The organism is Pseudorhodoplanes sp., assembly GCF_046289595.1.
Taxonomy (GTDB): domain Bacteria; phylum Pseudomonadota; class Alphaproteobacteria; order Rhizobiales; family Xanthobacteraceae; genus Pseudorhodoplanes.
On the sequence record NZ_JBKBVB010000071.1, the window covers coordinates 1 to 23,113 of the forward strand.

Annotated in this window: 23 protein-coding genes and 1 pseudogene; 6 read left to right on the forward strand and 18 right to left on the reverse strand. The window is 64.1% G+C overall.

Translation table 11 applies throughout. The annotated features are described in order from the left end of the window. Positions 1 to 177 precede the first annotated feature (177 nt). From ACK41X_RS14920 to ACK41X_RS14930, 3 genes are all read right to left on the reverse strand, one after another. Positions 178 to 981 (reverse strand): DUF4239 domain-containing protein, encoded by an 804-nt coding sequence (locus ACK41X_RS14920; RefSeq protein ID WP_409724735.1) that lies wholly within the window; start codon positions 979 to 981, stop codon positions 178 to 180. A 109-nt stretch (positions 982 to 1,090) separates the two neighbouring features. After that, a complete protein-coding gene (locus tag ACK41X_RS14925) occupies positions 1,091 to 2,083 on the reverse strand; it encodes a fumarylacetoacetate hydrolase family protein (protein WP_409724738.1) in 993 nt (330 codons plus the stop codon). A 115-nt stretch (positions 2,084 to 2,198) separates the two neighbouring features. After that, complete coding sequence (locus tag ACK41X_RS14930) at positions 2,199 to 2,909, reverse strand: glutathione S-transferase (RefSeq protein ID WP_409724741.1); 711 nt, start codon at positions 2,907 to 2,909, stop codon at positions 2,199 to 2,201. 169 nt (positions 2,910 to 3,078) lie between these two features. Between ACK41X_RS14930 and ACK41X_RS14935 the strand changes: the two genes are divergently transcribed. Both ACK41X_RS14935 and ACK41X_RS14940 read left to right on the forward strand, forming a co-directional pair. Then, complete coding sequence (locus ACK41X_RS14935; RefSeq protein ID WP_409724743.1) at positions 3,079 to 4,134, forward strand: hypothetical protein; 1,056 nt, start codon at positions 3,079 to 3,081, stop codon at positions 4,132 to 4,134. A gap of 88 nt (positions 4,135 to 4,222) precedes the next feature. Next, a complete protein-coding gene (locus ACK41X_RS14940) occupies positions 4,223 to 5,419 on the forward strand; it encodes an FAD-dependent monooxygenase (RefSeq protein WP_409724745.1) in 1,197 nt (398 codons plus the stop codon). On the opposite strand, the gene gltS is transcribed toward ACK41X_RS14940, so the two are convergent. The 5 genes from gltS to ACK41X_RS14965 all read right to left on the reverse strand — a co-directional run bounded on the left by gltS (position 5,416) and on the right by ACK41X_RS14965 (position 11,876). Next, positions 5,416 to 6,630 (reverse strand): sodium/glutamate symporter, encoded by a 1,215-nt coding sequence (gene gltS, locus ACK41X_RS14945; protein WP_409724747.1) that lies wholly within the window; start codon positions 6,628 to 6,630, stop codon positions 5,416 to 5,418. The genes ACK41X_RS14940 and gltS overlap by 4 nt on opposite strands. A gap of 46 nt (positions 6,631 to 6,676) precedes the next feature. After that, on the reverse strand, positions 6,677 to 7,528 hold the full coding sequence (locus ACK41X_RS14950) for a transglutaminase N-terminal domain-containing protein (RefSeq protein ID WP_409724749.1): 852 nt from the start codon (positions 7,526 to 7,528) through the stop codon (positions 6,677 to 6,679). Positions 7,529 to 7,719: 191 nt separating this feature from the next. Next, on the reverse strand, positions 7,720 to 9,942 hold the full coding sequence (locus tag ACK41X_RS14955; protein ID WP_409724752.1) for a choice-of-anchor D domain-containing protein: 2,223 nt from the start codon (positions 9,940 to 9,942) through the stop codon (positions 7,720 to 7,722). A gap of 145 nt (positions 9,943 to 10,087) precedes the next feature. Continuing rightward, positions 10,088 to 10,645, reverse strand: a complete 558-nt coding sequence (locus tag ACK41X_RS14960; RefSeq protein WP_409724754.1) for a hypothetical protein — start codon at positions 10,643 to 10,645, stop codon at positions 10,088 to 10,090. 277 nt (positions 10,646 to 10,922) lie between these two features. Further along, positions 10,923 to 11,876, reverse strand: coding sequence for a TIM44-like domain-containing protein (locus tag ACK41X_RS14965; protein ID WP_409724757.1), 954 nt, complete (start codon positions 11,874 to 11,876; stop codon positions 10,923 to 10,925). A gap of 188 nt (positions 11,877 to 12,064) precedes the next feature. Here ACK41X_RS14965 and ACK41X_RS14970 point away from each other — a divergent pair, with 188 nt between their 5' ends. Then, positions 12,065 to 12,346, forward strand: coding sequence for a hypothetical protein (locus ACK41X_RS14970; RefSeq protein ID WP_409724760.1), 282 nt, complete (start codon positions 12,065 to 12,067; stop codon positions 12,344 to 12,346). Positions 12,347 to 12,359: 13 nt separating this feature from the next. Here the strand turns inward: ACK41X_RS14970 and cckA are convergent, their stop codons facing one another. The 7 genes from cckA to flgB form a co-directional block, all read right to left on the reverse strand. Beyond that, positions 12,360 to 14,876 (reverse strand): cell cycle histidine kinase CckA, encoded by a 2,517-nt coding sequence (gene cckA, locus ACK41X_RS14975; RefSeq protein WP_409724793.1) that lies wholly within the window; start codon positions 14,874 to 14,876, stop codon positions 12,360 to 12,362. A 180-nt stretch (positions 14,877 to 15,056) separates the two neighbouring features. After that, positions 15,057 to 16,127 (reverse strand): flagellar biosynthesis protein FlhB, encoded by a 1,071-nt coding sequence (gene flhB / locus ACK41X_RS14980; RefSeq protein ID WP_409724763.1) that lies wholly within the window; start codon positions 16,125 to 16,127, stop codon positions 15,057 to 15,059. Between the two features lie 15 nt (positions 16,128 to 16,142). Continuing rightward, on the reverse strand, positions 16,143 to 16,913 hold the full coding sequence (gene fliR, locus ACK41X_RS14985; RefSeq protein ID WP_409724766.1) for a flagellar biosynthetic protein FliR: 771 nt from the start codon (positions 16,911 to 16,913) through the stop codon (positions 16,143 to 16,145). Between the two features lie 50 nt (positions 16,914 to 16,963). Continuing rightward, positions 16,964 to 17,230: a flagellar biosynthesis protein FliQ gene (gene fliQ / locus ACK41X_RS14990; RefSeq protein WP_409724769.1), complete on the reverse strand. Its 267-nt coding sequence runs from the start codon at positions 17,228 to 17,230 to the stop codon at positions 16,964 to 16,966. Between the two features lie 127 nt (positions 17,231 to 17,357). Then, positions 17,358 to 17,672, reverse strand: a complete 315-nt coding sequence (gene fliE, locus ACK41X_RS14995) for a flagellar hook-basal body complex protein FliE (RefSeq protein WP_409724772.1) — start codon at positions 17,670 to 17,672, stop codon at positions 17,358 to 17,360. Positions 17,673 to 17,684: 12 nt separating this feature from the next. Further along, a complete protein-coding gene (gene flgC / locus ACK41X_RS15000; RefSeq protein WP_409724796.1) occupies positions 17,685 to 18,098 on the reverse strand; it encodes a flagellar basal body rod protein FlgC in 414 nt (137 codons plus the stop codon). Between the two features lie 8 nt (positions 18,099 to 18,106). After that, the gene (flgB, locus tag ACK41X_RS15005) at positions 18,107 to 18,505 is read right to left on the reverse strand and encodes a flagellar basal body rod protein FlgB (RefSeq protein WP_409724775.1); all 399 of its coding nucleotides are present in this window, start codon (positions 18,503 to 18,505) and stop codon (positions 18,107 to 18,109) included. Between the two features lie 268 nt (positions 18,506 to 18,773). Here flgB and ACK41X_RS15010 point away from each other — a divergent pair, with 268 nt between their 5' ends. From ACK41X_RS15010 to ACK41X_RS15020, 3 genes are all read left to right on the forward strand, one after another. Then, the gene (locus tag ACK41X_RS15010; protein ID WP_409724778.1) at positions 18,774 to 19,793 is read left to right on the forward strand and encodes a flagellar biosynthesis protein FliO; all 1,020 of its coding nucleotides are present in this window, start codon (positions 18,774 to 18,776) and stop codon (positions 19,791 to 19,793) included. A gap of 29 nt (positions 19,794 to 19,822) precedes the next feature. Further along, positions 19,823 to 20,545 (forward strand): flagellar type III secretion system pore protein FliP, encoded by a 723-nt coding sequence (fliP, locus tag ACK41X_RS15015; RefSeq protein WP_409724781.1) that lies wholly within the window; start codon positions 19,823 to 19,825, stop codon positions 20,543 to 20,545. Between the two features lie 157 nt (positions 20,546 to 20,702). Then, positions 20,703 to 21,368 (forward strand): histidine kinase dimerization/phosphoacceptor domain -containing protein, encoded by a 666-nt coding sequence (locus ACK41X_RS15020; protein ID WP_409724784.1) that lies wholly within the window; start codon positions 20,703 to 20,705, stop codon positions 21,366 to 21,368. Between the two features lie 25 nt (positions 21,369 to 21,393). Here the strand turns inward: ACK41X_RS15020 and ACK41X_RS15025 are convergent, their stop codons facing one another. From ACK41X_RS15025 to ACK41X_RS15035, 3 genes and pseudogenes are all read right to left on the reverse strand, one after another. Further along, a complete protein-coding gene (locus ACK41X_RS15025; protein WP_409724787.1) occupies positions 21,394 to 21,633 on the reverse strand; it encodes a hypothetical protein in 240 nt (79 codons plus the stop codon). Further along, positions 21,614 to 22,762, reverse strand: a complete 1,149-nt coding sequence (locus ACK41X_RS15030; RefSeq protein ID WP_409724790.1) for a PepSY-associated TM helix domain-containing protein — start codon at positions 22,760 to 22,762, stop codon at positions 21,614 to 21,616. The genes ACK41X_RS15025 and ACK41X_RS15030 overlap by 20 nt, the downstream gene beginning before the upstream one ends. Before the next feature lie 16 nt (positions 22,763 to 22,778). Continuing rightward, positions 22,779 to 23,113 (reverse strand): annotated as a pseudogene (locus tag ACK41X_RS15035) (hypothetical protein); the annotation flags it as partial.

A 23,113-nucleotide genomic window follows, 5' to 3' on the forward strand; every position in this document is an offset into this window, starting at 1 on the left:
ATTGAGAATGCGCCGGTCGTCAACACGCGCCACGCCGCGCGGCTTGTTCGGCAGAAGCGGCTGCACCAACGCCCACTCCACATCGCTCAAATCAAAACCGTGCCATCTGTCCCTCCCCCGATCAGGAGAGGGAATCAGTATTCGCAGAGAATTGGAATCCCTTTATGAGTACAGAACCTAGCGGTGCATCCGCGTCTGTGCATGGATCGCCGCGATGGCGTCCGGCTTCACCCCGAACTCCCCTTTGAAGGGCGCGTCGAGCACCGCAATCATGTAGATCACCAGCGCAATGAACATCGACAATGTTCCGCCGATCATCGCGTGGGTCGACTGCCGCAGGTCGAACATCCAGATCAGGACAGTGTTCATCACCGCGCCGACCAGAACGACGAACCACATGATCCGCGGGATCGCCCCTGTCGCTGCGGAAACGCGCAGTCGCCGCGCCTCGACAAGATCGTCCATCACCCGCAGCGTCTCGGCATAGCGTACGCTTTGCCCGGCATTCTCCGGCTGGATCTTTCCAAGTGCCCGATGAAACGCCGTGAGGATGTCGATTTCCGTCTGGTTGATCCGGCCGCGCTGCTGGATGACCCAGCCGGGGCCAATCACCTGATCGACGTAGCGGTCGAGCGAGCCGAGCAATTCCGGCTGGGCATCCTCGGGGTAGTTGGAAATGACACGGTAGAGCTTCACGATCGCCGCAGCCTCGCGGATCACGGCGTCTTCAGCCTTGTTGTGGTTCTCAAAGACCGCAATCGACAGAAGCGCCAGCAGCACGCCGAAATACAGCGCAAACGCGTTGAGCAGAAAGCCGAGTACCGTGTTGATGTCGCGCTCGCCGCGGAACTGCTTCGCCACCTTCGGCTGCAGCAGATAGGAGCCGGCCAGCGTCGGCACCACGAAAACGGCGCACACGACCAGCAGCCCGACGACAAATGGGAGATCGTGCAGCCAGTTCAGGATCGGCGTATGGGCCATGGGCGAGGTCCGTCAGTCATCAATGCTCACCCGTGACACCGGGCGCATGGAATCGCAAGACGGAACAGCGCGGGACGGCCCGTCAAGTGCACCCAGTGAGGCTTTATATCTAGCCGGCGGCGCTTGCGGACACTTCGTCCATCTTGCGCACCGGATTGACCAGCGTGCCGAGCCCGGTGATCGAAACACTGACCGGCCCGCCATAGGCGGTGATATTGGCGGTGTGGAGGCTGCGCTTCGCAACGCCGGGCCGGAAGGCGGTGCCCATGGAGATGACGTCGCCCGGCCACAGCGAATGATAGCGGGTGATATAGGCGATCACATCGGGAACCGAGTAGGTGTAATAGGCCGTCGAATCCTCGGCGATCAGTTCGTCCTTGTGCCAGGCCAGCACGTCGAGCGTGTGCGGGTCCGGCACCTCGTCCTTGGTGACGAGATAGGGCCCGAAGGGCCCGAAGGTGTCGGAGCCCTTGTAGCGTGCGGTATAGGACAGATGCTGCTCGCGCCGCTCGACCTTCGTCGGATCCTCTTTCGAGGGATACAGCGCGTAGTAATGCACCATGTCCTGCGAGCGCATGAAATTGCCGGTCATGTCGTTGAGGATCGAGTAGCCGTAGACGACATCGAGCGCGTCCTTCGCATTCACATGCCGGCAGGTCTTGCCGATGATGACGGCCAGTTCCGGTTCCGGATGCACTGAGCCGTAATAATCGTAGACCTCGATCGGCTGGTTGTGGCCGACCAGCGACGAGGCCGGCTTCAGGAAAAACAGCGGATGGTCGGGCGCGGAGATTTTGCGCTCGTTGCTCGCCGAATTGTTCAGCGCCACGCCGCATATCTTGGAGGGCCGCCGCACCGGTGGATGATAGACGATCTCGCTTGCCAGGATCGGCGTCAGTTTGCCGGGCTCGGCCTTGGCGAAAGCCTGCGCGTCGCGGAGAAATTGCGTTCCGGCATCGCCCGCCTCGATCAGCGCCAGCATGTCGGGATAGGGCGCGCGGCCGAGCGCGGCTGCGATCTCGCCGAGATCGACTATGCGGGTGTCGTCGGCGGCAAAACCGATGCGGTCGCGGTTCTGCCAGTGGAAGCTCAGGAGTTTCAAGGGCGTCTTCCCTGTTGTCCTTGTTTGCGATCGGCGCAGACAATGTTGGAGCGTCAAAGCTGAGTCAACAATCCGCCTGCCCACTCCAGCCCATTGAGGGGAGCGGTGCGCAGCGTCACCCGTCGAGTTCGTGATAGGCGCGGAATATTCCCGTCTCTTTGAACGGAATGCGCCGTTCGCTGTTCAGGTAGGCGGCAATACGCGGACGTTCGGCAACCCGTGACTGCAATCGTGAGATGTTCGGATGCCTTTTCGCGAGCCGCTTCGAGAGCTGAGGGAAGGCGTAGCCTATGCCCGCCACCACCTGGAACAGTGAAAGATCGGCGTAGGTCGCGCGGCGTCCGGTGAGATAAGGCCCGCCGGATGACGACAATACCCGCTCGAAATAGGCGAAATATTTCGGCGCCCGTTGCTCGCGGAAGTCTTCGGCACGGCGCGCGGCCTCGGCCTTCTGGTCCTCGTAATAGAGCCCGGATGCGATCGGATGATGGGTATCGTGCACCTCCACGACCAGATCGGCGACGGTCAGCTGCAGCTGATGCACCCAGAGTCGTCCGGCTTGAGGCTTCGGCGCCAGCGCGAGACGCTCACCGAGGTAAAGCAGGATATTGGCGGTCTGGGCGATCAGGAGTTTGCCGGCCTTCAGGAAGGGCGGCGCGAAAGGCGGCGTTTTCGCGCCATTTTCCTGCATCAGGCGAATCATCTTGTCCTCGCCGCCGGGGGTGCGGGCGACATCGGTATAATCGGCACCGGCCTCCTCGAAGGCCAGCCGCACGAACTCGCCCCGCCCCTGAATTTGCGGCCAGTAATAAAGCTCGTACCGCATGCTGCTCCCCGCTTTATCGTTGGGTCCGAAGGTATCACCATAACGCTTTCCGCTGGACGTGGATCGGCCCGTCCGCGTCTCGCGTTCAGGTTAATGCCGGGCCCGGCTTGAAGCCCGCGCCGCTGCGTGTCACGGCTTGCCGTCTGTCGTCTCTTTTGCGGTCGCGTTCATGTTCGGTATCCCACTCGAATACCTGATGTTCGGCGGTATCGGCTTTTGTCTCGCCGCGCTGATCGCCTTGATGGTGATGCCGGCGGTGCACCGGCGGGCGGATCGTCTCGCCCGCGCGCGCTACGACGATCTGCCGCTGTCGATGCAGGAGATTCGTGCGGAGAAGGATACGATCCGCGCCGGCTTTGCCGCCGCAACGCGCGACCTCGAATTGCGCGTCGACAAGCTTCGCGAGAAGACCGCGGCGCACGCCACCGAACTCGCCCGGAAAAATGCGCTGCTCGAACGCCTGAGGCAGGAGGCCGAGGCAGCCGTCACGGCTTTGCGCGAGAGCGAAGCCCGCGAGCAGGCCCTGCGCGATGAATTGCGCGAGGCCAGGCGCGGATTTGCCGCCCGCGATGTGACGCTCGACGAAGCGGAGCGCGAGATCGCATCGCTTCGCCGGGATCTGAAGCAGAAGGACGCCGCCTTGTGCGCGGCGCAAGCCGATCTTGAAAGCGCGCAGCGCGCGCTCGCCGGCAAGACCGATGCGCTTGCCGTGGCGGAACGCAATCTTGCAGAGCGAGACGCGGCTTTGCAGGAACTGGAGCGCGCCGTCGCCGCCTTGCGCGCCGAACGCGCCGGCAGGGACGCCGCCCTGACCCGCGCCGAGCACGACATCGCCGCTATCAAGGCGGAGATCGCCGCTTTCGCCGCAGGCCGGCCGCTTCAACGACCCGCGCTCCAGCGCGCCGATACGCAGCCGCTCGCGGACCGCCCCGTCGAGGTCGTACCCTTCGTGCCCGCACCCCGTCCGGCCACAACTGCCCCCACAACCCGTGAGGCAGAGCCGTTGCAGCGCGACACCGCCGCCCCGCGCGCCCCGCTCGATGTCATCCCCGCGCCGTCGCGGCTGCTGCCGCCGACCATTCCCCCTGCACAGCGCCCGTCGGACAACGTGCGCCAGGCGGCTGCCGAAATCGCCGATGCGGCGCGGCGCATCGACGACAATCACGACGGGCAAAACCAGCGCCTGCGTGCGCTTTACGCCCCGACGATCAAACCGACGCCCTGACCGGATTGCGGGTCGTCGGTATTTGCACTTGCACGTCGGCGGCGGGGCGTTGAAAACTCCCGCTCCCTCCGATGCCAACGAAACAGCAATGTCCGACCGCTCCTCCATCCTGATCGCAGGCGCCGGCATTGGCGGCCTCAGTGCCGCGCTCGCGCTGCTGCGCAAGGGCTTCCGCGTCACCGTGATCGAGCAGGCGCGCGAACTCGCAGAACTCGGCGCCGGCGTGCAGATCTCCGCCAACGGCGCGCAGGCGCTGTTCTCGCTCGGGCTCGAAGGCGCGCTGCAAAAAGTCTGGTGCGAACCTGCCGGCAAGGAAATCCGGCTCTGGAGCACCGGCGAGACCTGGAAGCTGTTCGATCTCGGCGCGGTGTCGCGCCAGCGCTACGGCGCGCCCTATTTCATGATCCATCGCGGCGATCTGCATCGCATCCTGCGCGAGGCGGTACAGGCGCTTTCATCGGATGCAATCACGCTGAACGCCCGCGTCACCGGTTTTGCGCAGGACGAAAACGGTGTCGCCGTAACCTGCGAGGACGGCCGTCGCTTTACGGGGACCGCCCTGATCGGCGCCGACGGCGTGCATTCGCGCATCCGCAATGCGCTGTTCGGCGAAATGCCGGCGCGCTTCACCGGGCTCCTCGCCTGGCGCGGGCTCATTCCCATGGAGCGCCTGCCGGAGCGGCTGCGCAGGGTCGTCGGCACCAACTGGGTCGGACCCGGCGGGCATGTGGTGCATTATCCGTTACGGTCCGGCGCACTGATGAATTTCGTCGGCACTGCGGAGCGCGACGATTGGCGGGTGGAAAGCTGGACCGAGCGCGGCACCACCGAGGAATTGCTCGCCGATTTCCGCGGCTGGAACGAGGATGTACAGACCCTCATCCGCAATATCGAGACGCCGTTCAAATGGGCCCTGCTCGGCCGCGAACCGCTGGAGCAATGGACGGTCGGCCATGTGACGCTGCTTGGCGATGCCGCGCACCCCACCCTGCCGATGATGGCGCAGGGCGCCAATATGGCGATCGAGGACGGCGTCATTCTTGCGCGGTGCCTGACGGCATATGGCGATGTCACTGCTGCGCTGCAGGCTTACGAAACCGCCCGGCGCGAACGCACCGCCCGGCTGGTGCGCGCCGCCAACGACAATGCCAGCCGTTTTCACAATCCGGCGCTTGGCGATGCGCACGGCGCGGCGCGCTACGTCGATACCGAGTGGCAGGAAGACAAGGTGAAGCAGCGTTACGACTGGGTGTTCGAATATGATCCGGTGAAGGTCGCGGTCTAGAAGGACAGGAACCAGGTGATTGCCGCGACATTGACGAGATCGACGAAGAATGCCGAGACCAGCGGCAGGATAATGAAAGCGTTCGGCGACGGACCGTAATGCTTGGTGGTCGCGGTCATGTTGGCGATCGCGGTGGGCGTCGCGCCGAGCGACAGCCCGGTGAAGCCGCCGCTCAGCACCGCCGCCTGATAGTTGCGGCCGAGCGCCGGAAACACCACGAGCAGGATATAGGCGGTGGCGATCAGCGCCTGCGCCGCGACCACGACCAGCAGAGGACCCGCCACCTGCGCCAGCGTCCAAAGCTGCATGCTCATCAGCGACATCGCCAGAAACACCGATAGCGCATAGCCGGAAATCATGTCGAGCGAGGCCGTCCCCGCGGGCCAGGGGATGCGGGGAAAGATCATCGGCACGGTGTTGGAGAGCACGATGCCCATGATCAGGCAGGGCACGAAGAGCGGCAGCTTGATGGTGCTGACGGTCGTGATCCAGTCATGCACCAGATAGCCGAGCACGACCGCGACATTGACTGCCAGCATCGCGCGCATCACGCCCATCTTGTCGATCGGCGCGGTGTCGGCCTGCGCTGCGACCTCGCCCGGGGCGACATCGGCGGGGCCCGGCCATGCCCCCTTCTTCTCGATCAGGAATTTGGAGATCGGCCCGCCGAGCACGCTCGCAACAATGAGCCCGAGCGTTGCCACCGCGACGCCCGTCTCCATCGCCGCCGGAAAGTTGTACTGGGTCGCAATGATCGGCGCCCAGGCAATGGTGGTACCATGGCCGCCGACCAGCGCAACCGAGCCCATCATCACCCCGGCCGCCGCCGGCAGATCGAACAGCGCCGCCCCCGCTCGGCCGACGCCGTTCTGGACGAACACATAAACAATCGTGACCAGACACAGGACGAGCAGCACGCGCCCGCCCGCCGCCAGCGCCGACAATTTCGCATTGACGCCGACGGTGGCGAAGAAAATCACCAGCAGCCGGTCGCGGGTCGACAGATCGAAGCCCAGTTCGAAACCGAAAACGAGATAGATCAGCCAGATCGCGATCGCGGCCAGAAAGCCGCCGGTGACCGGCTCCGGAATGTTGAAATTGCGCAGGAAGGCGACGCGTTGCGTCAGCGCGACGCCGCACAAATAGACCACGATGCCGATCGTGACCGCCAGAAAATCCGGAGCGATGAAACGCGGGACGCTTTCGGTCATCGGCGTCTCGATCCCCTGATGATGATAAAGACGGTGCGGGCGGCCGTCACAACGCCACGACCTGAACGGATACGGTCATGTGGCTGAAGGCGTTTGCGGGGCCCGACCAGGAGCCGGAAACGGGCGACGCCTTTTCCTGCTCGCGCGCCACCGCCGCGGCGATATGCTCGCTCCCGGCCATCTTGTTGTTGGTCGGATCGAAGCCGTGCCAGCCGGCGCCGGGAATATAGATTTCGGTCCAGGCATGGGTGGCGCCGTGCTGGCCTTCGGCCATCTGGATATAGCCCCTGACGAACCGCGCACCGAAGCCCCAGTGTCGCGCCGCCTCCATCATCAGCACCGCATAGTCGCGGCATGAGCCGGTACCGCGCGAAAGCGTATCGCAGGGCGTCTGCACGCCGGGCTCGTCGCGGTGGTTATAGGTCAGCGATTTGTAGATATGGCTGTTGAGGTTGTTCAAAAGATCGAAGGTTTCGATCACATGACCGGGGCTGTACAGCGCCCGCAGCCAGTCGCGCAACGCCGCACCGTCATAGGGATAGCTCGGCAGCCGGTATTGCACGAGTTCAAGCTGCTCCTCGGGCGCATATTGGAACGGGAAAAAGCGTGCGCCCGGATCGATCAACGCCTCGACCGGATTGTCGCGCAGATAATCGATGTCGGCTTCGCCATGGATCAGCAGCCTTTCCGATGGCTCCGCGAAGGTCAGGATGGCGATGGAATTGCTGTAGATATCGCGCAGCCAGCGAATGTCCGCCTGCGGCTCGATATGGAGCCGGCCCCCGACGATCCGGACATCATGCCCCTCACGCGGCCGCATCATCACCCGATGCGGGCCGAACCGGACCGGCTCACGATAATGATATTCGGTCTTGTGGACGATCCGAAGACGTTTCACCAAAGCCCGCCAGCTGTGAGGTCGGAAGCAACCTCATCACCGGAACGCCGGGCAGGTCAACCTCGGAAAGGACGTTTTGCCCTCATTGCCGAACGAGCAACGTGTATCCGGGGCCTTTCGGAAGCAGGAAGCCACGGCACGTCATGCCTCCGGCCCGCGGCGGGCGGACCGGAGGCAAACGCACGCGCCGGCTAGACCAGGACGAAATCGTCAGCCGTCAGAATGACGCCCGACAGGTTCGCAATCAGGACGGCCTTGCCTTTCCCAAGCCCGTCGGGATCCCACCACAGAGTGGTGTCGGTCTGATTGAACAGGAACTGGCCGTGGCCCGACTCGGTGGCAGCGATACCAGGATTGCCCTTCGAGGACGGCGTGCCCGCCGCGCTGACGAAGTAATGGTTGCCGAAATCGAAGGAATCGCCGGTATTGAGATCGACGGCAGGATTGATGTTGAATCCGATCTTTCGGATACGGATCGCGTCTTCACCGAGCGTGAAGTCGGCAATGGTATCGCCGCCCTCGCTCGCGAAGTTGTAACCGAACTGGTCGGCACCCAGTCCGCCGGTCAGGATGTCCGCTCCAGCTCCACCGAAGATCACGTCGTCGCCGTCGCCGCCATCGATGGCGTTGACTTTCTTGTCCCCAACCAGCACGTCGTCATGTGCTGAGCCGCGCAGATTCTCGATCAACTTGTAAAAGTCGCCATTTGCTTCGCCCGTATTGTCGGCTGGATTGAGCAGGCTCGCAATCACGCCGGCACTCGCATTGGCATAGCTCGCCGTATCGATGCCGGCGCCGCCGTCGAGATAGTCGGCGCCCTCTCCGCCTTCCAGTACGTTGTTGCCCTTGTCGCCCGTCAATCGGTCGTTGAAGTCCGAGCCGGTCAGGTTCTCGATCGAGAGATAGGTGTCGCCCGCGGCAAAGCCGGTATTGCCGGTCGATTTCAGGAGACTGGCAATCACGCCCGCGCCGGCACCCGCATAGCTGACGGTGTCGCTCCCGCCCAGCCCGTTGAACGCCTCCGGATCGGCGGTCGCCGGGAACGTGTCGTCGACCGTGTCGTCGCCGACGATGTTGCGCGGCCCGACCTTTGCCGAGAGAGCGAAGTCGTAGGTCCCTTCGTTCAGGTCGTTATTGAGGATCGTAACCGTCCCGGTGAGGTTGCCCGCGACCGAGGTGTCGAGCTGAACCCTGAAGGTCGCAGATGCGCCGGCCGCGATCGTGGTCCCGGACAGATCGTCGAGCAGGGTGAATGGCCCGCTCACGTTCATCGCGCTGATCTCGAGATCGCCGGTGCCGTTGTTGCGGATCGTGAATTCGCGTTCGACACCAGTATCGTCGAGACCAATGCCCGGACCGAAATCGGTATCGTTGGTCAAAACGCCTTTCTTCGCATTGTCGGGAATCGGGCGGGCGTTCCCGAAAATGTCGATTTCCGGGGCAACGACGGTCGCGGAGATCGCGAAGTTATAGTTGCTCTCACCCCCTGTCGGATCGTTCGTCAGGAACGTGATCTGACCGGCCTTCTGCCCGATCTTTGAGGTATCGACCCCGACCTCGAAGGTCGCTGTCCCGCCGGGCGGCACAGTCGCGGGCGGCGGCGCTACGATTGTAAAGCCGCTTGGCACCTTGAAGCTGGAGATGGTCAGCGCCTGACCGCCCAGATTGTTGATGGTGAAAACCTGCGAAAGGGTGCTGCCGGCATTGACGGTGCCGAAGGCGGTGCCGTCGGCGCCATCCGGCGTCAGATCGTTGTCGTCGATCACGTTATTGCCGGCGCCGACCAGCTCGATTTCGCGCGTCAGCATCAACGAGGCATCGAGCGTACGGTTGGCGAATTCGAAGGACTCGATGCTGCGCGCGTTGATGGTACCGTCCGGGCTGCCGCCGCGATTGTCGACCAGCGAGATCACGCCGCCGCTTCCGGTGATGGTGTAGTCGGCGACATTGCCGCCGAGCACGGCCTTGTCGTCGCCGCGGCCGCCGAAAATATTGTCGACGCCGCCGCCGCCGAAGAAGGTGTCGTCGCCCAGGTGCCCGTAGAAGGTTTCGTCGGCTCCGGTCCCCGTTAGTGTTTCGCCGTTCTCGGTACCTTCGATTACGTTGAGGCCGTTCTTGTCGAAGGCGGTCGAGAACGCCATCGCCCGCGTCCACAGCTCGTCGTCCGCCGGGGTTGCGGTGTCGGTTCCGAAAATCTGGCCGAAGCCGGGGACGATGTAGGGGCCGCCCGGCAATTCGACGCCGTTCTCGAACAACCGGACGCCCGCGGTGATCACACCCGGATTGTCGTTGTCGTGATGCAGGGCAAGGCCGATCTGGTCGGCGGTCGAGAGCAACGCCGGCGTCAGCTCCACAGTGCCGAGAATCTCCATCGTCCCGTCGATCAGATTACGGTCGGACAGCACGACGCGCACGATGCCATCCGTCCCCTTTCGCACTGAGACCGAGATGACATCGTTCCCGGTGCCCGGCCCGGTAAAGTCGCTCAGGCGAATGCCGTATTCCGAGCGCTCTTCGTCAGGAAGGATCAGGTTAAAGCGGCTGAAAATGCTGAAATCGTCATTGATCTTCCACCATCGGGACTTTGGGCTTGTCGCGCGAGAACAGCGTCTTGACCTTTTCCGTCGTGGACGGCGGCTTCTGCGCCCGGGTGTCGCGCAAGGTCGGCAGCGAGCCGTCGAGAAATTTCTCGATCATCACCTTGCGCGCCGGCATCCGGTAGGCGTTTTCGGCCAGGAGATGCTTCCAGTCCGGCAGCCCGGAATGGGCGATGGCGCGCACGATGGCCCAATCGTCTTCCGGGTTGATGGGAAAGCTCGCGGCAATCAGGTCGCCCGCGCGATCCGGATTGCTGCCGAGCACACCGGCGATGAAGCCGACGAACACACCGGCGCTTTCCGGATCGCGCAAGCCGCCGAAGCGGCTCATCGCCCTGACCGCGAGCGGCAGCCGCCGCGGCTCGGGCTTGTGGCGATAGGCGTTGATGAAGGTCAGAACCTCGTCGGACGAGATGAAGTCGGCTGCGCGCTGCGGTGTGGCCGCGGCTGTGGGCAACACCAAAACGGCCAGCGCAGGAATGGCGAGCAAAGCTGCGAACATGGCGACGCGGATACGCATGTCCCTCCCCCGGGCGGTATGAGGAGAGCAAGCCGGTTCGCCGATTTCATGTCGCCTGCCGGGCAGGATTTCGCGCAAGCCGCCGCAATGCTGCCGCAGAGGTGAGCGGACGGCGGGGCCCGAGATTTTCGTAAACAAAATTTTCGTACACAAAAAAGCCCGGCGGGATGCGCCGGGCTTTTCGTCTTGACCGGAACGAGCCGTGTCGGATGCGGCTGCGATCAGGATTCCTGAAACAGGATTCCTGGATCAGGATTCCTGGATCAGGATTCCTGGATCAGGATTCCTGGATCGCCGACAGGAGCCACTCGCCGCCGCGCGACCGGCGGAAGGTCCACAATTCGGTGCGCTCGAACGGCGTCTTGTCGCCGTCCACGATCTGACCGGTGGCGCGCTGGGTGGTATAGTCCACCGAGGTGTAGCGCATCGCCACCGTCGCATATTCGGCATCGCCCTCGCGCCAGGCTTCGGCGAGATCGCCCTGTTCGAGCTTCACGTCGCTGACGGTATTGACGAGGCCGCGGCTGGCATTGTCGCTCAGTTCCTCGGAGAAATAGCCGACAATCTCCGGGGTCGCGAGGCTGCGCAACTTGGCAATGTCCTCGGCCGAGAAGGCGGCGTTGACGTCCTTGAGCCGCTGCTCGAACACGTCGAAATCCGCCGGGGTCAGATCGATGCTCTCCGCCTGGCCGAGCAGGGTTGCGCCGCTGCCGCCGCCATAGGCCGGGCGCTGCGCCTGACCGGGCGCCTGGTTGTCACGCAAGGCGGGACCGGCCGCGGTGGCATAGGCGCCCTGCTGACGGCGCTGCCACCAGGCCAGCAAGAGCCGCACCACAAGGACGATCAGCACAATCTGGATCAAGAGGCCGAGCACGCCGGCGAAGCTCGACAGGCCGCTCAGGAAGCCGCTGCCGAACAGGAGGCCAAGCAGGCCCGCGCCGAGGAAGCCGGCCAGCATGCCGCCCATGAAGCCGCCGCGGCTGAACATGCCGCCCGCGGCAGCACCGGGGGCCCCGGCCCGCGGCGCGGCCTGCGGCTGAGTCGCGGTCCGGTTGATCGGCGAGGCGGCATTGGGTGCGGTCTGGGTCGCGGGGGGCGCGGTATAGGTCTTGCTGCCGCGGCTGCCGAAGCTGCCGCCCCGGCGTGCGTCGGCGTCCACGACCGTCACCGCGAGCAGAGCGGCGGCGCCAAGCCCGCACAGAATCAGGCGAATTGTCGAAAAAGCCGGCATGACGGTCCTCCCAGACCAGAAAATCCACGACGCGGATATAGGCAATCCCCTGCCTGAAGATAAGTGGCCGAGCGTTGCGCCTGCGCACTGGAGCGTGGCGCGACACCCTGACATAATGAGAGACCTAACAGGCATCCGGGGGGCACCGGCTGCGACATGTTGTCCGTTTCCCGGGGGAAAAGATGCAGATGCCGCGATTGAACCGGCCCGCATGCCGCGCCGCGGTGGTGGCGAGCCTCGCGTTGCAGGTGTTTTTCTTCGGCGGCTGGGGCGTCAAGGGCAACGACACCGGCGGCATCATCCCGTACCGTCCGGGTGCGGACGAGCACGCGCTTCAGCTCGCCGGCACCCATTGCATGCAATACGGCAAATACGCCGTGATCACGAGCGTGCGGCCCTGGTACGGCGACTATATCGGCTTTGTCTGCCGCAGAGCAGGCCGCTGGGGTCCGGCCTATAACGGGTGGTGAGCGCCGCGCGTCCTCATTCCGCCAGCGTGGTCTTTACCTGCTCGACCAGCTGCTTCAGCGTGAAGGGCTTAGGCAGGAACGCGAATTGCCCGTCCGGCGGCAGGTTCTTCTGGAACGCATCCTCGGCATAGCCGGACACGAAGATCATCTTCAGGTCCGGATTTTTCCTGCGCATTTCCTTGAGCAGGGTCGGGCCGTCCATCTCCGGCATCACGACGTCGGACACCACGAGGTCGACCTTGCCCTCGTTCTTTTCCAGTTCCTCCAGCGCCTCGATCCCGTTCGAGGCGGTCAGCACGGTATAGCCGCGCGAGGCGAGCCCCCGCGCATTGAGCGCACGCAGACCTTCCTCATCCTCGACCAGGAGAACGGTGCCGCGCCCGGTGAGATCGGCCTGCGCCGCCTCGGCAAGCTTGCCGGCCGCCGCGAGCGCGCCGGCGATCGCGGGCTTCTCCGCCGCGGGCTCCTCAACTTCGGCGTCCGGGACATGGCGGGGCAGGAAGATGCGGAAGGTCGTGCCCTTGCCGAGCGCGGAATCCACATAAATAAATCCGCCGGTCTGCTTGACGATGCCATAGACCGTCGACAGGCCGAGCCCGGTCCCCTTGCCGACCTCCTTGGTCGAAAAGAACGGCTCGAAAATCTGCGCCATCACCTCGGGCGTCATGCCGGTGCCGCTGTCGGTCACCTCGACCAGCACGTAATCGGCGTTCGGCATGCCCTTATGTGACGCAAGGCGCGGATCGCCCGCCGCCACATTCGCGGTGCGCACGGTCAGACGTCCGCCGTCCGGCATGGCGTCGCGCGCATTGACCGCGAGATTGACGACGACCTGCTCGAATTGCGACAGGTCGGCCTTGACCGGCCACAGATCCCGGCCATGCACCACGTCGAGCTTGACCTTCTCGCCGATCAGCCGCCGCAGCAGGATGGTGAGGTCGGACAGCGACTCGCCGAGATCGAGCACCTGGGGGCGCAGCGTCTGCCTGCGCGAGAAGGCCAGAAGCTGCCGCACCAGCGAGGCCGCACGATTGGCATTCTGCTTGATCTGCATGATGTCGGCGAAAGACGGGTCGGTCGGCTTGTGGGCGCCGAGCAGGAAATCCGTCGCCATCATGATCGCCGACAGCACGTTGTTGAAGTCATGGGCGATGCCGCCGGCGAGCTGGCCCACGGTATCCATCTTCTGCTGCTGCTTGATCTGGTTTTCCAGCGCCCGCCGCTCGGTGACATCGAGCGCATAGATGATCGCCGATTCCTGATCGCGCTCGGCATCGTCATCGATCGCCGTCACAAAGAAGGTGGCGAAGCGTTCGTTGCCGCTCGCAAGCGCCGCCTCGACTGGGGGAATGTCGCCCTGCCCCTGCCCCGCTTTGGCGATCGCCTGTTCCAGTCCGGCGCGCTCGCGTTCGACGACGGTCGACAGGATATTGCGCTGCGCGTCGGGCGCGTCCCTGAACATGCGCGCGAACAGCGCATTGGAACGCACCACCCGCCCCGACCGGTCCACGGTCGCGATCGCCATCGGGGTGTGATTGAAGAAGCGCATGAAGCGCACCTCGGCGGCACGCTGCGCATCCTCGTTTTCGCCGCGGGCGCGGTTGAGCACCAGCGTGCGCGAGGGACCGGGCGCCCCATCGGCGCCGAACGCCACCTTGTGGAAGAGGCGGACCGGGATGGAGCGGCCACCGCGGGTCTTGAAATCGAGGTCGAGGACTTCGGTCTTCACCTCGCCTGGCGCCGCCGGCAGGGACAGAAGCGAGGCGCCCTCGCCCGGTACGATATCGGCGAGCCGCAAGCCGCCGGAGCCGACTTCCGCCAGATCCTGGTCGAGCCAGCTTGCGAGCGTGGCGTTGAGATAAACGATATTGCCGGCCCCGTCGGCCGAAAAGAAGCCGGCCGGCGCGTGATCGAGATAGTCGATCGCGTGCTGCAATTCCTGGAAGACGTTTTCCTGCTTCTCGCGGTCGCGCGTGACATCCGCCACGCTCCAGATCGTGGTGCGGGACTTGCGGCCTTCGCCACCGGGCCGCACCCGCAGCCGCAGCCAGCGTCCGGGCTCACCGCGCGCCCCGCCGATGCGCACTTCCTCCTGCAGCCTGCGGCCCTCGCGCGCCGCCTTGACCAGCCGGTAGACCGCCTCGGAGACGTCCGGATCGCCGAGAAAGACCCGCTCGATCGGACGGATGTCCTTGTGGCTCGCAGCCCCGATCAGCTGCATATAGGCGGCATTGGCATAGACCACCCGGCCGCTTTGGTCGGTCACGAGGATGCCGTCGAACGCGCCATCGACAAGACCCCGGATATCGGTGTCATCAGTGTCCTGCCCGCCGAAGCGCAGGATGCCCGACGCCAGCGCGAATAACGAAAAGACCCCGACCGTCCCGAGGACGGCCAGCAGGACCAAAATATAAAGAGACGCATTGCCCCGGCCGACCTGCAGCAGCCCGATCGCGGCGGCCACCAGCACCACCGCAATCAGAAGCACGAGCCCGATACTGCCGCTGCGCCGCGACCGCTGAAGCTTCATCTCGCCCAGATCGGTTGATGCCATGATTCCTGATGCCTCAAGCCCAAGGTGATCCGCAAGGCCCATTTGTCATTCCGGGGCGCGGACGAAGGTCCGCGAGCCCGAAATCCATTCGGCCGGCCGCTATTCCGGATTCCGGGTTCGCTGCTTCGCAGCGCACCGCAATGGCCGCCGGCGATTTCAATGTCTCAGCCCCCGCCGCAGCCGCATCACATAGCCAATGACCTCGGCGACCGCCCGGTAATGCTCGGCGGGGATTTCCTGGTCGACCTCCACGGTGGCGTGCAGGGCGCGCGCCAGCGGCGCATTTTCGACCACCGGCACATCATGGGCTTCAGCGATTTCCCTGATTTTGAGGGCGAGAGCGTCCATGCCTTTGGCGACGCAGACCGGGGCGTTGTCGCCGCGCTCGTATTTCAGCGCCACGGCATAGTGGGTCGGGTTCATGATCACCACCGAAGCATCCGGCACCGCCGCCATCATGCGCTTGCGCGACCGGGTTTCGCGGATGCGGCGGATCCGCGCCTTGATCATCGGATCGCCTTCGGTCTGCTTGAACTCCTCCTTGATCTCGCGCATCGACATCTTCTGTTTCTCGAACCACTGCTTGTACTGGAAGGCATAGTCGGCGGCGGCGATGAAGGCCATGATGACGACGACGAAGCCGAGCATCTTCAGCGCGAAGATCGAGACAAAAGGCAGGATCGCTGCTGCGTCCAGCGTGACCAGGGTGTCGAGCCGCGTGCGCTCCGGCCAGAGCAGCATGGCCATTACGGTGCCGAGCAGAACGATCTTTGCGATGCCCTTGGCAAAATTCATCAGCGCGACTTTGGAGAACAGCCGCTTCAGGCCCGCAGCCGGCGAGATTTTCGACAGCTTTGGTTTCAGGCTTTCGGTCGACCAGACCAGCTGATGCTGGATCAGGTTTCCGCCTACGGCGAACAATGCGACCAGCAGCACCGGTATGGCGACCGCGGCAATGACCTCGACGCCGAGCCGGCCGGACAGGCGAAGCAATCCTGCGCCATCGGCCGGAATCTGGTGAGCATTGGACATCAGGCCCGCGAAGGTCGTCTTGAGGCCGCTTCCCATCGAACCGGCGAAAACCATCATCATCAGGGTGCCGCCGGCCAGCACGAACCAGGTTGAGACTTCCTGGCTCTTGACGACGTCACCCTTCTCCAGCGCGTCGTTCAACCGCTTCTGCGTCGGATCCTGTGATTTTTCATTTTCTTCGTTCTGCTCGGCCATCGTCGCATCTGCCGGTCACGAATAGGGTGCGAGCTGGCGCAGCACCGCGCCGATGAATTCAAGGAACGTGGTCATCATCGCGCCGACCACGACCAGAAGAATGAGCAGCCCGAGCAGGATCGAGAGCGGCAGGCCGACGAAGAAGACCTGCATCTGCGGCATCAGACGCGACAGCACGCCGAGACCGAGATTGAACAGCAGACCGAAAACGAGGAAAGGCGCAGCGAGCTGGATGCCGACCTTGAAAGCGCCGGCAACGGTGCTGGTCATCAGTTTGGCGATGTCACCGAACATGATCGCGGTGCCGGGCGCGAAGATGCTGTAGCTGTCATTCAGCGCCGCAATCACGAGATAATGCAAGTCGGTCGCGAAAATCAGCGTCAGTCCGAGGATGGAAAGAAAGTTGGCGACGATGACATTTTGCTGCCCGAGCGCGGGATCGATCGCGGTGACGAAGCCAAGCCCCATCTGCTGGGCGATGGCGGTGCCGGCAACCTGCAAGGCCGAGAGCGAAAGCCGCGCCACCAGCCCGAGAACCACGCCGATCAGGATCTCATGGCCGAGCATCGCCAGCACCGCGCCGAGATCGCCCGTATCGATGTTGTAGGCGTTGCGATGCAGCGGCAGAAACATCGCGCTCAGCGCCAGCGCCACCGTAAGCCTGATGCGCACCGGCATGGTCATTTCGCCAAGACCCGGCAGCAGCATCACCATGGTGCCGATGCGGGCGAAGACCAGCATGAAGGTGGCGGCCAGCGCCGGCAGCACCGAAAGGTCGATGCGCATGATGGCTCACCGTCGCTGCGGCAAGGCGCTCTGCCATTGCCGCGCTCCGTTCATCCCCCGCTCACAATCCGGGTCGAAATCCGCATCATGTGGCCCTGCATGGCGTCGGCCATGAACGGCAGCGCAAGCAGGAGGGTGATGAACACCGCGAGGATTTTCGGAACGAAAACCAGCGTCATTTCCTGGATCTGGGTCAGGGCCTGAAACAGCGAGATGGTGACGCCGACCGCAAGTCCGATCAGCATCAGCGGGCTCGCGACCAGCACCAGGGTCAGGATGGCATCGCGTGCCACATCGAGAACTTCGGGGCCTGTCATTGTGATCGTTTCTTGCGTTAGAGCCGTGCAACATATCCCGTCCGTCCCTGCGAAAGCCGGGATGCAGAAACGGACAGGCTGGATTTCCGATGACGCGGAAACGATCGGTTCGTCATTATGCTTTGTCTCAGATCGGCATCCGCATGATTTCTTCATAGGCCGCGATAACGCGATCGCGCACCGCGACCAATGTCTCAACCGCGACTTCGGATTCGGCGACCGCGGTCACGACATCGACCACATTCGCCTTCCCGGTCGCCAGCGCCTGTGCCTGGCCGTCCGAGGTCTTGGCCGCACTGTTGACCGCGGCCAGCGCGTCTTTCAGCACCGCGCCGAAATTTTCGCCGCCTGCTGCCCCCTTGACGTCGGCCGCTGCCGACGCCGGATTGCCAAGCTTCGCCAGCGCCGCATAAGCCTTGGCCGCACTTGCCGCCGACTGCATGATCGCGCCTCCTCAGGCCTTCAGAATGTCGATGGTGCGCTGGAGCATCCGCCGCGTGGCGCCGATGACATTGATATTGGCTTCGTAGGATCGCTGGGCCTCGCGCATATCGGTCATCTCCACCAGCGGATTGACGTTGGGATGCTTGACATGGCCGGTGGCATCGGCCGCGGGATGGCCAGGCATATGCTTGGTGGTGAAGGCGGATTGGTCGGTCTGAATGCGGCCGAGCGAGACCACGCGGGCGTCGAGCGAGCGGTCGATCTCGGAGCGGAAGGTCGGGATCTTGCGGCGGTAGGGTTCGCCGCCGGGAGTCATTGAGGTCGAATCGGCGTTGGCAATATTTTCGGCGATCACCCGCATCCGGCCGGACTGCGCTTTAAGTCCCGAAGCGGCAATGGCAATCGATTTGATGAAATCCACGATTTCCTCCGTCAGCGCTTGCCGATCGCGGTCTTCACCAGGCCCAGGCTTTTGGAGTAGAGCGTCGCCGCGGCGTGATAATCCATCTGGTTCTGCGCGACCTTCAGCATCTCTTCCTCAAGCCCTACCGCGTTACCGGCCGGACGGACTTCGGACCCGCCACGCGCGCTCTTGAAGGGCCCGGTTCCACCGCTCATGGCACCGCCGACATGCATCTGATTCGTGCGTTGCAGCGCGACCGTCTGGGCGGCCGGCGCGCGGCGCTCGAATTCGGGGGGCGTCAGATCGACCGGCCGAAAATTTGGCGTGTCGGCATTGGCCACGTTCTCGGCGAGCACGCGCTGGCGTTCCTGATGCCACTGCATCTTGGTGCGGAGCATGTCGAGAATCGGCAGACCGGAAATCGGCATCGGGGCGCCTTCGCGCTGGAGAGGACCGGGCAAACTTTGCCGGGCGTATGGTTAATGTCCGGTTAAGACGCCCGCGCCATGCTTTGGCCTTGGATCGCCGGTTTACCAATTTGACAAGTCGCGCGCCGGATTTGACCCGAAGGCGGTATAAGGGCTCGCTGGTGCGTTAAGACTTCTTTAGTGCTTGGGGCGGCAAAACTTGCCGAAACGTTAACCGAACGGGCGGTGCTTCGCGCATCGTCCCGGCAGCAGGAGGCCGGTCGGTCCGATGGATAGCCTGTTCGGCGAAGGGACATCGCTTCCCGTCCGATTCTTCATCGCATTCGTGGTGGTGTTCGTGCTGATCGGCATCACCGCCTGGCTGATTCGCCGCTTCGGATCCGGCGCGCTCGGCGGCGCGGCCGGACGCGGGCGTGCGCCGCGGCTCGCAGTCATCGAAGCCGGTGCGGTCGATGGCCGCCGCAAGCTGGTGCTGATCCGCAGGGACAATACCGAGCATCTCATCATGATCGGCGGTCCGACCGACATCCTGATCGAGGCCAATATCGTGCGCGGTCAGGCTGCGCGCGAAGCGGCTCCGGCGCGCACCGCTGCTGCGATCGAATCGCTTGCGCGCGCCGTGGCGCCGGACGAGACCGCCTGGCCGCTGCAGCCGGAGCCCGCGGCAAAGCCGGCGCGTGCGGCACGGCCGGCGCCGCTGGACGAGCCGGCGCAATGGGCGGCGGCACCGGAACCGGTACTCCCCCCGGCCGCACCGGCGCCCGCCGCGACACCGGCCCCGAAACGTTCGCGCTCGGCCGACGCGCTCGCCGGTCTTGCCGCCGAATTGTCGGTCCAGCCGGCAGCGGTGGCAGCACCGACGCCACGGCCGACAGCGCCGGTTGCCGAAGCCCCGCGCGCCAAACCCGCACCGGCGCCGGTCGCGACATCCGCCGCCGATCAGAACCTTGCGGATATGGCATCCCGCCTCGAAGCGGCCTTGCGCCGGCCGGGTGCAACGGCGCCCGCACCGGCAGTTGCTGCCAAGCCTGCGCCAAAACAGCCCGTCGCCGAGGCCCCGCGTGTGGCGCCGCCGATCGCGCCGCCGGTCGCACCGCCGGTCGCACCGGAGCCGACCGCAGCCGAGCCTGTCGCCGACGCGGCTCCCGCGATCACGATCGAGCCCGAGACGCCGCCGCCCGCCGCCACGGCCACCGAAAAAGCCCCGGCCAAATCCGACGACGTGTTCGGAAGCATCGAGCAGGAGATGGCAAACCTGCTCGGCCGGCCGGCCGGGAAGCCCTCCTGACGAAGCCAGCCGCGGCTGGCGTCCGTCTGTTGACGGGGGCCGCGGTCCTTGTAGGCCTTTCAAGCGTCGCAACCCCTGCGCTGGCGCAGGACATCAGCATCAATTTCGGCGAAGGCGCAGGCCTGACCGAACGCGTGATCCAGCTCATCGCGCTGATCACGGTGCTGTCCCTTGCGCCCTCGATCCTCGTGATGATGACCTCGTTCACGCGGATCGTGGTCGTTCTGTCGCTCCTTCGCACCGCGCTCGGTACCGGCACCGCGCCGCCCAACGCGGTCATCGTGGCCCTCGCCCTGTTCCTGACCGCCTTCGTGATGGGGCCGGCATTCCAGAACGCCTATGACAACGGCATCCGGCCGTTGATGAACAACGAAATTTCCACCGAGCAGGCGTTCGAGCGCGCGTCCGGCCCGTTCCGCACCTTCATGTTGAACAATGTCCGCGAGAAGGATCTGGCGTTGTTCATCGATCTGTCGCGCGAGCCGAGACCCGCGGCGCCGGAAGACCTGTCGCTGCGCATTCTGATCCCGGCCTTCATGATTTCGGAACTCAAACGCGCCTTCGAGATCGGTTTCCTGTTATTCCTGCCCTTCCTGATCATCGACCTCGTGGTCGCGTCCGTGCTCATGTCGATGGGCATGATGATGCTGCCGCCGGTGATCGTGTCGCTGCCGTTCAAGTTGATCTTCTTCGTGCTGGTCGACGGCTGGACGCTGGTGGCGGGCAGCCTGATCCAGAGTTACGGGACGTAGCGGTGCGGCGGTGGTCCGGCTCGCCGACACCCGCGCAGGCCCATCGGCCCGCATCAAAATTATTCGAGGCCCGACCGGAACCTGCCGCTCTCCACCGGATTAGTCCCAACTGCAATCCTTGGAAAGACAATAAAATCCGGCGTTCCGAGGGCGGGGCATGATCCAGCGCATCATCGAATTCTGCAGTTCCGACGCCACCATGTTCTGGCTGGTGGTCGGGAGCGATCTGGCGATTGCGGCCGCCTATTTTGCAATTCCGATCACGATGGCGATCGTCCTGCGGCATCGCCGCGCGGATATTCCCTACCCCTGGCTTTGGCTGCTGTTCGTCGTCTTCATCGTGGCCTGCGGGATGACCCACGTCGTCCACGTTCTTTCTGCTTTTGCAGGCGCGGAATATCTGCGGCTTCACGCCGCGATCACGGCGTTCACCGCCCTCGCCTCGGTCGGCACCGCGTTGGCCTTTGCGTATATCATCCCGCAGATCAAGGATCTTCCCTCGCCGCTGCAGCAACGCGCCGAACTCGAGCGGCTGGTCACCGAACGCACCAAGCAGAAGGACGCCCTGATCCGCGAGATCAATCACCGCATCGGCAACCAGTTGCAGATCATCAGCTCGCTCGTGCATGTCGAGCAGCGGCGGTCCGACAATTCCGACTCTCTGGCGGCGCTCGACCGCATCAAGGACGTTCTCAAGTCGATGTCCGACGAGCATTCCAAAATGTCGATGCGCGACTATCTCGAAGAAGCGGAACGGCGCAGCATCGTCAGCGGCAAGGCCGGCACTGACGGAAGCATCACGGTTGGCCCGACAGCGGCGTGATCTCACCCGGGCGAAGTCCTGCTTGTCACACCTCCCCCTTGCTCCGCCGGCGGAACACCCGTCCTGCCCCGAACCAGAACCAGGCCGTGACCGCGCACGGAATTCCGAGCGCCAGCCACGACACCGCGTCCCACGGACCGTCGCCGAGAAGCGCGGCCAGAAGGCCGACCGCACTCAAGATGCCGAGCGCAATCGGAACGGCAAAGACCTGTAACGCCGAACGCTGCATGATGCCCGGCCGACGGTCAGTGCTGCGCGGCAGCATAGGCCACGCGGATCGCGGCTTTCGCCGCGCGCTTTCGCCGTGTCCGCGCCACCCAGAGATAGAGCCCGGTGATCAGCACGACGATGGTCGCAACCGTCAGCAGTGCCCAGAGAATCTTCAGCGGCATGCCGCCGTAATCGCCGAAATGCAGTGGCTGCGAGATCAGGAGTGCCTTGGCGTAAAGCGGCATTTCACGGCTGTCGGTCAGCGTGCCGGTTTCGGCATCGATCAGCACCGGCCGCAACAGGCGCGAGGTCAACGGCGTGTCGCCGCGCATGAACACGGCATAGTGGCTCTTGCTGGAAAACGGATTGCCGGGAAACGCGACAAAGGACGGCTGCATGCCCGGCATGGCTTCGCGCGCGGCCGACACCGCAGCGTCCACGGATGTCGGCCCCTGCGGGGTGGAACGATCCCTGTAAGCCTGCGTCATCGCAACAAGCTGGTCGTTCTGCCATAGCTTGAAGATCAGATCGGCCCAGGTGTTGATCACGCCAGTGAATCCGACGGTCAAGGCCCACACCACCGTAACGATTCCAAGCAGATTGTGCAGGTCGAGCCACCGCACCAGACGCGGACGGTCGCGGCGCATGGCACCAAAATCGAGTTTGCGGGTGGACGGCCAGTACAGCACCACGCCGGATACGATGGCCACGCAGAACAAAAGGCCCATCAGCCCGAGAAACAGCTTGCCGGGCAGCCCGGCATACATGTCGACATGCAGCCGGTAGATCACGTAGGTCAGGCGGTTGCGGAAATCGACCTCTTCGAGAAATTCCCCGGTCCGCGAATCGAGTTTCAGCAGCCGGTTCTGGTCGGGATTGGAATCGACCGCCTTGCCGATGCTGAGCCAGATCAGTTCCGGTTCGTCGCGATCCCAGAACATGAACTGGACGGCATGGCCGGGATTTCGCGCGAGCCCGTTCTCGACGATCCTGTCCAGATTGGCCGGAGCCGTATCCGCCGGCAGCGCGGCCGGCTCCACTTCGTCGTACAGCGCATGGTTCAGTTCGTGGTTGAAGATCAGCGGCAGCCCGGTGATGCAGAGCATCAGCAGGAACACCGTGCTGATCACGCTGGTCCAGGTATGAATCCTCGACCATATCCTCACCGAACTGCGACTGAGCATCTCTCTCTTTCTGCGGCTAGAATTTGTATATGAGGCTGGACAGCACCGTGCGGCGTGCACCATAGAAGCAGTCACCGCGGGCGAGACAGGTCGTCACGTGGATCGTGTCGCCGATATTTTGCACATTGATCTGGAAGCGCCAGTGCTTGTCCTCCCAGGCGAACATCGCGTCGTAGAGCATGAAACTCGGAGTTTCGATGGTCGCGGTCGCGTATGAGCCGTCCGACTTCAGCGTGTAGGGGGAAAAGCCGGTCGACCAGGATTTTCCGATGTAGCGGGCACCGCCGCCGATCGAAAAGCCGTCGATCCCGAACATCGAGAATTTCTGCTTGAGCCAAAGCGACGCCATAT